The organism is Paenibacillus hemerocallicola, assembly GCF_006265175.1.
GTDB lineage: Bacteria > Bacillota > Bacilli > Paenibacillales > NBRC-103111 > Paenibacillus_AB > Paenibacillus_AB hemerocallicola.
The window spans coordinates 83,870-93,415 of sequence record NZ_VDCQ01000024.1; the positions used below are offsets into that span (position 1 = coordinate 83,870).

At 49.4% G+C, this 9,546-nt stretch carries 7 protein-coding genes; 5 read left to right on the forward strand and 2 right to left on the reverse strand.

Translation table 11 applies throughout. The features are described 5' to 3' along the window. Nucleotides 1–70: 70 nt before the first annotated feature. Nucleotides 71–448: a hypothetical protein gene (locus FE784_RS18005; RefSeq protein WP_139603617.1), complete on the forward strand. Its 378-nt coding sequence runs from the start codon at nucleotides 71–73 to the stop codon at nucleotides 446–448. 517 nt (nucleotides 449–965) lie between these two features. Here the strand turns inward: FE784_RS18005 and FE784_RS18010 are convergent. Continuing rightward, entirely contained in the window at nucleotides 966–1,802 is an 837-nt protein-coding gene (locus tag FE784_RS18010) for an AraC family transcriptional regulator (protein WP_139603618.1), read from the reverse strand. Between the two features lie 222 nt (nucleotides 1,803–2,024). Between FE784_RS18010 and FE784_RS18015 the strand changes: the two genes are divergently transcribed. Beyond that, nucleotides 2,025–4,367, forward strand: a complete 2,343-nt coding sequence (locus tag FE784_RS18015; RefSeq protein WP_139603619.1) for a BNR-4 repeat-containing protein — start codon at nucleotides 2,025–2,027, stop codon at nucleotides 4,365–4,367. Between the two features lie 176 nt (nucleotides 4,368–4,543). On the opposite strand, the gene FE784_RS18020 is transcribed toward FE784_RS18015, so the two are convergent. Next, nucleotides 4,544–5,368, reverse strand: a complete 825-nt coding sequence (locus FE784_RS18020) for a helix-turn-helix domain-containing protein (RefSeq protein WP_139603620.1) — start codon at nucleotides 5,366–5,368, stop codon at nucleotides 4,544–4,546. A gap of 266 nt (nucleotides 5,369–5,634) precedes the next feature. Between FE784_RS18020 and FE784_RS18025 the strand changes: the two genes are divergently transcribed. The 3 genes from FE784_RS18025 to FE784_RS18035 all read left to right on the forward strand — a co-directional run. Next, nucleotides 5,635–7,566, forward strand: a complete 1,932-nt coding sequence (locus FE784_RS18025; RefSeq protein WP_176706330.1) for a glycosyl hydrolase family 28-related protein — start codon at nucleotides 5,635–5,637, stop codon at nucleotides 7,564–7,566. A gap of 40 nt (nucleotides 7,567–7,606) precedes the next feature. Beyond that, complete coding sequence (locus FE784_RS18030; RefSeq protein WP_139603622.1) at nucleotides 7,607–8,443, forward strand: sugar phosphate isomerase/epimerase family protein; 837 nt, start codon at nucleotides 7,607–7,609, stop codon at nucleotides 8,441–8,443. A gap of 21 nt (nucleotides 8,444–8,464) precedes the next feature. After that, nucleotides 8,465–9,546 (forward strand): ABC transporter substrate-binding protein (locus tag FE784_RS18035; RefSeq protein ID WP_218103790.1); only part of this gene is annotated, 1,082 nt, incomplete at its 3' end.

A 9,546-nucleotide genomic window follows, 5' to 3' on the forward strand; every position in this document is an offset into this window, starting at 1 on the left:
GCCGCTGTCTTATCCGGATTATCCCATCGAGGCAATAAAGGAACAAATGATCCGGGATTTGTGTTATTCGATGGTAACACAACACGAGCTTTTGACCAGTTGTTCAAATCTAACGTTTACAACAAAAACAATCATGATGATTGAGAAGGTTAAGAGCAAAGAGCACGCTTTTACGATTCCGGTCCCTTATGCCGTATTGCGCATGGGGAGCGGTATCCTGATTTCCAATTTAGTCCGGCGCAAAATGAAGGATTGGCTCAACAAGCACGGCGGACATGCCGGTGGGCACTCGAGCCAGAATGATTTCGATTCGGACAGCAGTCCGTTCGGGATTGAACTGGTACTGTCGATTCTCGAAAACCGAAGCACGAAGCAAGCGATCAGGCAGCTCATCAAGGAGTTGCAACGTTGCAAAGGGACGGTTCTGGTCGATGTCGATATGTGCTAAGTGGGTTAGGGCCAGGTTGCTGCGGGTGATCGGAATTCTTACATTGCAGACCCTGAGCAAACCGGAATCACAGGCGGGTCTTTGGGCGCGTTGATTTCCTTAAAATTTTTGGAGTTTGTAGAGAGCCGCACGTTCGAACAAGACAACATTCGCATGTATATGTACGTCGGTGAGCAAGAGGGGGTTGGCCGAGCCACGCTGCAGAAAGACATGGTCCCGAATAATAAGAAAACGTACGAATTATTGAAGGAAAAAAATCCTGGAGGGAGCAGCAGCCTCAAGTTCGAGATCGACATGCAAAGGGTGCACGACCACAGCTACTTCAATAAATATTTTCCTAACGCCATGAGATTCATCTATCCCGGTCCTAGAGTCTGATTCAAACCATGCTCAATCGGGGCGGTTCGGGTATCCATTTCTCGTGATGGAAGGGAGAGCTTTAACCCTGACGAATGGGAAATGAAGGTTCGGGGGAAGCGCTTGCAAAATGCGTTGCACAGATTGTCTTATTGCCCAGCTACACCTTTCTGTAATCGCGGGGGGACAATCCGTTTTTTTTGGTAAAAATCCTGGCGAAGTAGAGGGGGTCTTCAAACCCGACCTCGCGGGCAACTTCCGATATCTTCATATTCCCGGATCGAAGTAAGCGTTTTGCTTGTTCAATCCGAACATTATGGATGTACTTTAGCGGACTGTAGCCAGTCCATTTTTTGAACATAATCGAGTAGTAGCTCAAGGATAAAGAAGCCCGTGCCGCCAGTTCTTCACGATCCAATGATTTGTTGTAATTGTCCTTGATGTACTGTTCGGATTGCGTAATAATTTGGCCAATATGATCTTCTGCCTTATCCAGCATCCGTAGCGCCTGATCTACTTCGATCAGCAGTTGTTGAAATCCTATCCGAGCCAGCCATTCATACCCTCTGTCTTTTTTATCCCATAGTTTGTGCAGCGAGTCAAAGCTACTCTGTAACAGGCTGATTTCCGGAATGAACGACATTGCGGGGAAGGACAAGCCGATCATGGATTCAGATGTATGTACCGTAGTTCCTTCCCATTTGATAAACCGGTAATCGTAGTTCACTGAATAGTACTGCAGCGGATTTTCGCGGGAACTGAGCAATCGCAATGCGCTTCCGGGGCTAAAATGAAACAAGTTTCCCCGGCGAAGTTCATATTTCTGATCATCAAGCCAATAGTAACCGCTTCCATTTGTTACTAAAAGAATATTGAATGTTTTCGTTTTAAGCTGCAGCCTATTTACATCATAATTGACTTGTTTCCAGAATGATTCATCCCGATAAAGTACTTCCACAATACGCGGATAAAATCGCGAAAAAAAGTCGTGGTCCATCTCCTCTCCTCCTCAACGCGATCAAAATGTGGACGATCATTTCCTCTCACTGCCGAGTATAAGTCAAAGAATGACATTATGAAATAGACATTCATTTCAACTATATGGACAATCGTTTTATGTTATTTCAAAATGATCGTCCATTTACATGCATAAAAACCGTCACTTACAATGACGGTGTAAACCGAATTTTTACCAAATTCTAAAGGCTGGTGGTGTACGATGAAAAGGATGATCTCTGCTTCTCGCAAACGGCTGTCCGGTACGCTGGTATGGCTGCTGGGGTTGTTAGTGTTCTCTGCAACACTTTCTGTCACTGCAACGAATGCTCAAGAAAGCACAAGTTCTCCTCCGACGCTATTTTACGAAGATTTCGAAAGCAGCGGTGGGAGCAACTGGACTCAATCGAGCGGTAGCTGGTCAATCGTAAACGATAACGGAAATCATGTTTTGAAGCGAGACAGTATGTCTGCGGAAGGTTTGCTGCTGGCGGGAAGTTCTTCCTGGGAAAACTATTCGGTTCAAATGGATGTTACTTTCTACAATGAAGCACCGGCAGGGACACGCGCATCCGGAATTTTAGCAAGAGTAGCCGACGATAAAAATTTCTACTTGCTGCGCTTAAACACTACAGGCTCTGTCGAATTGATGCGCAACTTGAATGGCACCTACACCAGATTAACAGGAACGAGCTATCCTTTTGTGATCGGACAAACTTACACAATGAATCTTACTGTAGATCATGACCAAATTATCGGGTATATGAACGGGACGGAAGTGCTTTCCGCTTCAGACTCCACGTTATCGCAAGGCGGGATCGGCTTCAGAGCCTACAATCAACTTGTCGGGATTGATCAAGTAACCGTCAAAGCGATAGCGGCGCCAGAAATCGTTGATAAAAGCGGTTTGAAATCGCAATTTGATGCGGCGGCACAATTGTCAGCAACAAATTATACGACTCAAAGCTGGTTTGAATTGCAAAGCAACTTGACCGTTGCCACCTCGGTATATGAAGACAACAACGTTACGCAGCAGGAAGTCAATGAAGCGACGCGAAAGTTGCAGTATTACATAAATATGCTATTCCCAGTCAGTGGAGCGCCGGCAGCGCCAATCGAAAGAGTGCCCTTTTGGATGCATGATTCGAATCAAGCGGGGTGGTGGACTCCTCTCGCAGAGCACAATGGAGCAATATATATGGCATACAATACTCCAAGCGACCGCGAATTGTTTCACCATGTTGCCATAGCGGTTCGATCATCTGGAGGAGATTGGAAGCGCTATCTCGCTACAAATGAAGCAGGAATCCCGGAATCATATATCAATGATCCCGGCCACAATCAACCTTCTCTGGCTATAGACGGCAATGGCCAATTGCATCTGTTCGCTTCCATGCACAATGACAATTGGCGTTATTTTACATTGGATACAACGGATTCATCCGCCCAGTTATTGGACGCCTCGGCCAATATGCCGGACCCGAACGCTCGAATCACTTATCCGATTGTAGAAGTCGACTCGCAAGGCGATTTGTGGCTGATTGTGCGCATGCATGAAAGCACTCGCCGACCAGGTATTTTGTATCATTATGATCACACGCAACGCGAGTGGAGCCGTATTGCCGAATTTGCATCAGCCGATCAACGCTCTGTTTATCCGAACGATCTCAAGGTAGATGATGAAGGGAATGTACACATCGTTTTTGAATGGGCGTTGTATCCTGCCGCCCCAATGCGCCACGAACTTTCCTACATTCGGTATGATTCAGCTGCGGGGACATTCACGGATGCCAGTCATAATGTCGTTCCAATTCCGGTCACTCCGGCAACTGTCGATCTCATCCAACCCTTGTTATCCGATGAAGATTACAACAGTAATCATGGTGTGCAGACTGCTAAGCTGGCATTGGATGAGAACGGCTTGCCTCTAGTCATATACCGGCAAAGCAGTTTGTCCCATCCCAATCACTTTGTCGTAAAATTTGCACGATGGGAGGGTACCGAGTGGCAGCGTGAGGTCATTTTTCAAGAGACACCCACCAGAGCCGCTTTGGATATTACACGTTTCGGGTCAGAAATCCGGCTGTACTATATACGCAATACGGGAGTTGATCGCGTTTATGCCGCCATTCCAGACACTAATGGCTGGCAGCATCTATCCATTGTTCCCGGGCTTCCTGCGGATCGTCTGTCGGTTATTTCAGACGTGTCGGGCAAGGATATCGTATATCTAACAGACACGACAGGAAAGTTTCTGTATTACAGTACCGCCTTAGAGGTTACGGACCCACTCTTGCTCTTGGACGAAATGAAGCTTCGGATCGACGGGTATCAGCAATCACAAGAAATTCAACCTACTCTGGCAAATCAGTTGCAATACCGGCTGATGATCATCGCCCAACTGATCAAACAATCAGCACCGTCCACCTTAGTCGAGGCTTATATGCAAGATTTTATCCATGTTATTTCGGAACCATCTGTACTTGCCCAGAACTTAATCTCTCATTTTGTGTCTGCGAATTTGCAAGAGTATGCCCAAAAAGTGATTTTCATCCAACGTTCTTAAAAACAGCTGTCATGGACAGCCGGACACGTCACCGCCAGTGACGGTCAATACGAAAAATAGTCGGTCAGGAACAACTCCTCACAGCCGACTATTTTTCGTATGAACTGCGTTTTTCAAACGAGTGGCGGCCCTCATCGGCCGAGAGTTCGTTGTGGGGGGTGTTATATGGGAAGTAGCTAGACCCGATGCGTTTTTCTGAAGGCGGACGGCGTGACTCCCATATGCTTCTTGAAGATGTAGCTTAAATAGTAGGCGTTCTGGTAACCAATGTATTCCGAGATTTGATCAAGCGTCATGGTTGTTTCCAGCAGCAGCTGTCTCGCTTTCTCCAGACGCAATTCGGTCAAAAACTGGATCGGGGTTTGTCCGAAGCTCGCTTTAAACTTCTGGCATAGCCGTGCTGGACTTAGTCGCAATTGTGCGGCAATCTCCTTCAGATCAACAGTCTCAAAGGCATGTTTGCGAATGAGGGAGGAGGCTTCGTTCATGATCGGCTCCGGTTGTTTGCCCGCTTGCCTTTCCGCCGGCCAAGGCCATTTGTTGCACTCCTTCCCATATAACAACCAAATGTCCTGCATATAGTGACCGCACAGCCACAGCTTAACTTCCTCGCTGAGTCCTTCGGATTGCTTCATCAAGGAATAGTTGCCTGCCAACCGCTTCGTGTCGGCGATACTCGTTTTGCCGACAAACCGGGGCGGTTCCGCCTGTCCCACCCTCACCAAGTCGTTGATCCGCCATCGAACCCGAATCGCAAAAAAAGTAAGGGGCGATATAACGACCCTGCGCAGAACCGTATTTGCCGGACAAATGATCAAATCGCCGAATGCGGCAATGCCTTTCTCCTCGTTAAATTCATACTGGAACGACCCGTCTATGACGGCGAAAATGGTCCACTCCTTGCAGGTATCCTCATAAAACAAAAATTTGTCTTTTCGCTCCCAATATCTACAGTATGTGAGCTGGGGGATCAGAACATTTCGACCCTCTTCGGTATGCAAGTTCGGCTCCTCCGTTCTGCGAGAGATCTGAGACTGATTGTATCATACGATCGATCATTAGGGCAGGATTTAGGAAGATCATTCAGGCGTTGCCCGGCCGACATTCATCTCTCGGAATTCCGTTAAAATTTACATATGGTTTAGTTTAATTCTCTTTATTTTAAAAGCAATCGGGTTCGACTATGCTGGATGCAGGATCGGCTTGCTCGTTTCGTGTAAACGCTTACCGATTCTTGAAACCCAAAACTACAGATGGGAGGTCTTCTATGAATCACGAGAAAGAAATCGACACAAAGCAAGAAGTTGACGATTCGGGAATGGTCAGTGGCAGCAGAAGAAAGCTGCTCGCATCGATTGGCTTGGCAGGCACGGCTTTGGTCGCGGGCAGTCTGTGGAGTGCGGCGAATGTCCAGGGGAAACGTGTGACAGAAGGGGTATACGGGGCGGAAGAGGAGGGATGTTGTTGGCCCAAGGTGACGATTGCCGAGCTGCGCTCCTTGTCGACGGCTCCTGCGGAACTGTATGATGTGACAGACCCGGGCAAGGAAGGCGTCTTCCGTTTCGATCCGGCCGACGTGTCGAGCGCGGATAATACCGGTCTGGTAATTGTATCGGTAACAGGAGCACGGTTCAAGCGCATTTTCCAAGGAGCATTCAACGTAAAATGGTTTGGGGCGAAAGGCGACAACGCGTCTGACGATACACAGTCCATACAAGCGGCTGTGGATGCCGCGCAGAACCGGGGGGCGGTCGTCTACTTTCCATCTTCCGATTTTTATTTGATCTCAAGCCCGATCCTGATTGATTCAAGTAAGCGGGGGATTCGGCTGATCGGGGACGACTACAACCGACGGGTCCATTCTTCCGTCATTCGTCCGCATGCTTCCGTCACGGTGTCGGCTCCGTTGGAAGCGATCTTCAAGTTTACGGATACCGAGGTGGGGAATCAATTCGAATTTTCGAATCTCGACATATCCGGGGACAACAAGACGCGATATGGGATTTATTCCAAAAAAATCGCGCATTCGCTGTTCCGCCGAATCTCCATCAAAGGAACGACTTTAGCCGCGCTTGCTATCGGCTACGGCTGGTGCAATGACGTCGAGACATGCGAAATATCTTACAACCGCGGCGATGGTATTCAATTTGTTGATGGTGAAGTGAACGTCTTCAATGTTGTGAATACGAAAATATTTACGAATGACGGCATCGGCATCTATTTGTCCAGGAAAGCGCTTGGCGTCCGGATAAACGGCTGCAATATCGAAGGAAACAAAGTATGCGGCGTTTTCGCCCGCAATTCGATCATGCCCTTCGATCTGTCTGACAACTATTTCGAAAATAATGGCTCGGTCGGCTATTCGTTTGCGAATCCGGAGCGGTTGGTGAAAGCGCAGATCATTATAAACGGCACGGTCGTAGCGGCCACGGTCGGCAACACGCAGCCGGTCAGCTCCATCCGGATCGTCAATAATTTCGCCAGTCTACGGGATGCCGACTGCTTGGTAGCTTGCTATTCCGCCAAGCTGGGGCTGGAGATCGGCAACAACAGTATCTCCCGCTCGAGCGCTCCTTTCAAAGCCTACACGCTCCTAAGAACAGGGACGAGCAGGACCGGAATGGGAGCGTGGGTCAACAATCTGAAGATATACGGGAACGGCGTCGCTTACGACGAAACGTACGCTTCGCTGGCGAATTTGCAAATCGAGGACTTGGCCGCAGCCAAGACACACCTCCATAGGGCCGAAATTCAAGGTGTCGCGAGAGTAAACTACTCGCCTGGTCTGGGACAATTCGTTCCCGTCACGACGGGAAGCGGATCGTTTGCTTTGTCGAGCGCCACCTACCGCACCTACGAGGCGTTTGAACTGTCCGGGGCCGCCAATACGAGCGACTGGGGGTTCACGATCGATTTGGCGCAGTATCCGGAGTTAGCGAGCAAGTACGTTTATTTTGCTTTTTATGCGAGAGCTTCGGAGGCGTCAACGGGTGCTGCGGCCTATTCCAGTCAGTTGGGTCCGAACACGTCAGCATATTTTGAGAATACGGATTGGCAGCTCGTCTCCTACGTAGACTTATTGCCGTCCTCGGGAACGGTTTCCTTCGGTATACGGAAACTGTCTGTCCATGCAACCAGTCTCGTATATGTCGCCCATCCGGTATTGAGCGAGGTCGGGGTTCCGTACGAATGGTACTGAACGCGGGACTGCGGGAACTGAAATAGGAGGGACGCGGAAGATGAAACTGGCCTGTATGACATTGCCTTATGCAACCTGTTCCATGGAACGGGCTTTGGAAGGAATCTCGCGCGCGGGGTATCGATATATTGGCATCGGGAATCCTCACGGGGGGATCGAATTACCGGATGCGGACGACAGCCGTGCAATCGGCCAATTGGACGGGCTGTTTGCCATGTACAACTTGCAACCGTTGCAGCTCATGTCCAATGCTCATTTTAAAATCGATCAGCCGATCGAGCGGGCGAGGCAGCGCATGCAACTAGCGAAAGCGCTGGGAATCAAGGAAATACTTACAATCGGGACGCAAAGCTACCGCTCCTTTCCGTCGGCTCCTCTGACAGAGGAGGAAATGCGACCGATAAACCGGGCATACATCGAACGGTACAAACAAATTGCCGAGGAAGCGGCCGCACTGGACCTCATCATAACGATCAAACCCCATACCGGAAATACGGCAACCGCCGCGGATATGATGGAGACTTTGCAGCAAATCGATTCCCCGCATATTCGGGGATGCTACGATCCCGGCAATGTGGAGTTTTACGAAGGAATTGCTGCCGCTGACGATTTTCCCCAGGTGGCGGAACGCACGCATTCGCTTATCGCCAAAGATCACCGCGGGGAGCGGGGCGCACGCGATTTCCCGATACCCGGTACAGGAGATGTAGATTTCCCGGCTATTTTTACCGTTTTAAAGAGGGGCGGGTTCGAGGGCAATGTATTTTTGGAGCGGGTGGACGGACCGGCTGTACCCGAGCTGACCGATCAGCGAATCGCAGATGCTCGAATGCACCTGGTTCGCATGTTGAAGGAAGCGGGTTTTAAACCAGAATAATGGAAACGCGAGGGTGTTCTTATGTTGAAACAGAGAGCAAGGTTGCTAATCCTGTTAGCAGGAATAACCGCTATTGTCGGCGCTTGCAGCGGAGGGGCAAAAGAGGAAGCCGATGTTCCTCAAACGGCCAAGGAAAATCCGGCCAAGCGCGTTCCGCTAACCTTAGTGTCCATTTCTCCTATAGAGGAGATGGAAGTGGTTTATTTGGAGCCGCTGCGCAAAAAACACCCTCATCTCGATTTGCGGTACATTCAATCATCGAAGGCCAACGGCACGACGATTCCCGAACTGCTGGCGACCGGCGTCAAGTTCGATTTGTACACCAATTCACGGGGAGGATTCGAGGAGACGCTGCTCGATTACGATCTGAAGTACGATATGAGCGACTTGATCCGCAAACATAACGTCGATATTGGCCATCTGGAGCCGACAGCCATCGATTCGATGCGGCAGATGTTCGATGGAAAGCTTTACGGCCTTCCGGTCAAGATGAACAGCTTGCTGCTCTACTACAACAAGACGCTTTTCGATACGTTCGGAGTGCCCTATCCGAAAGACGGGATGTCATGGGCGGAAACGCTCGATTTGGCGAACAGAATGACACGGTTTGACGGCAGCGTGCAATATTACGGGATCGGAAGCCATGGAACGGGTGCGATGATCGGCTGGAATCCCTATTCTTTGCCCTTGGTGGACGGGACCAAGCGAACACCGACGATTCATACGAACGCGCAATGGCAGACACTGGTCCAATCTGTGCTATTGAATCCCGTATTCACGAAAGCATACAAGGAAATAAAGAAAATACCGGATTGGTCAACGTTTAGCAAGGATCGCAGGGTTGCCATGCTTTTGTACACGGCGGCCGCTCCGCTTGCACTGACAAAAGATTTTTCGTCGCTCGATTGGGACATGGTTTCATTTCCGGTATTGCCCGGCTTGGCTGAAGTCGGCTCGCAGGTTTCTCCGAATTATTTCGGAGTCACTTCGTTGTCCGAACATAAAGAGGCCGCCATGGAAGCGATCAAGTTCTGGACCTCGCTCGAATTTTTTGTCGAAAATTCGAAGGGCGGCACATTGATGGCTTCGAGAGCCAAGGAAGT

Excerpts from the sequence above, each read along its gene's own strand:
- FE784_RS18030 (WP_139603622.1), top strand. The coding sequence starts at position 7,607 with ATGAAACTGGCCTGTATGACATTGCCTTATGCAACCTGTTCCATGGAA.
- FE784_RS18015 (WP_139603619.1), top strand. The coding sequence starts at position 2,025 with ATGAAAAGGATGATCTCTGCTTCTCGCAAACGGCTGTCCGGTACGCTG.
- FE784_RS18010 (WP_139603618.1), bottom strand. The coding sequence starts at position 1,802 with ATGGACCACGACTTTTTTTCGCGATTTTATCCGCGTATTGTGGAAGTA.
- FE784_RS18005 (WP_139603617.1), top strand. The coding sequence starts at position 71 with ATGGTAACACAACACGAGCTTTTGACCAGTTGTTCAAATCTAACGTTT.
- FE784_RS18025 (WP_176706330.1), top strand. The coding sequence starts at position 5,635 with ATGAATCACGAGAAAGAAATCGACACAAAGCAAGAAGTTGACGATTCG.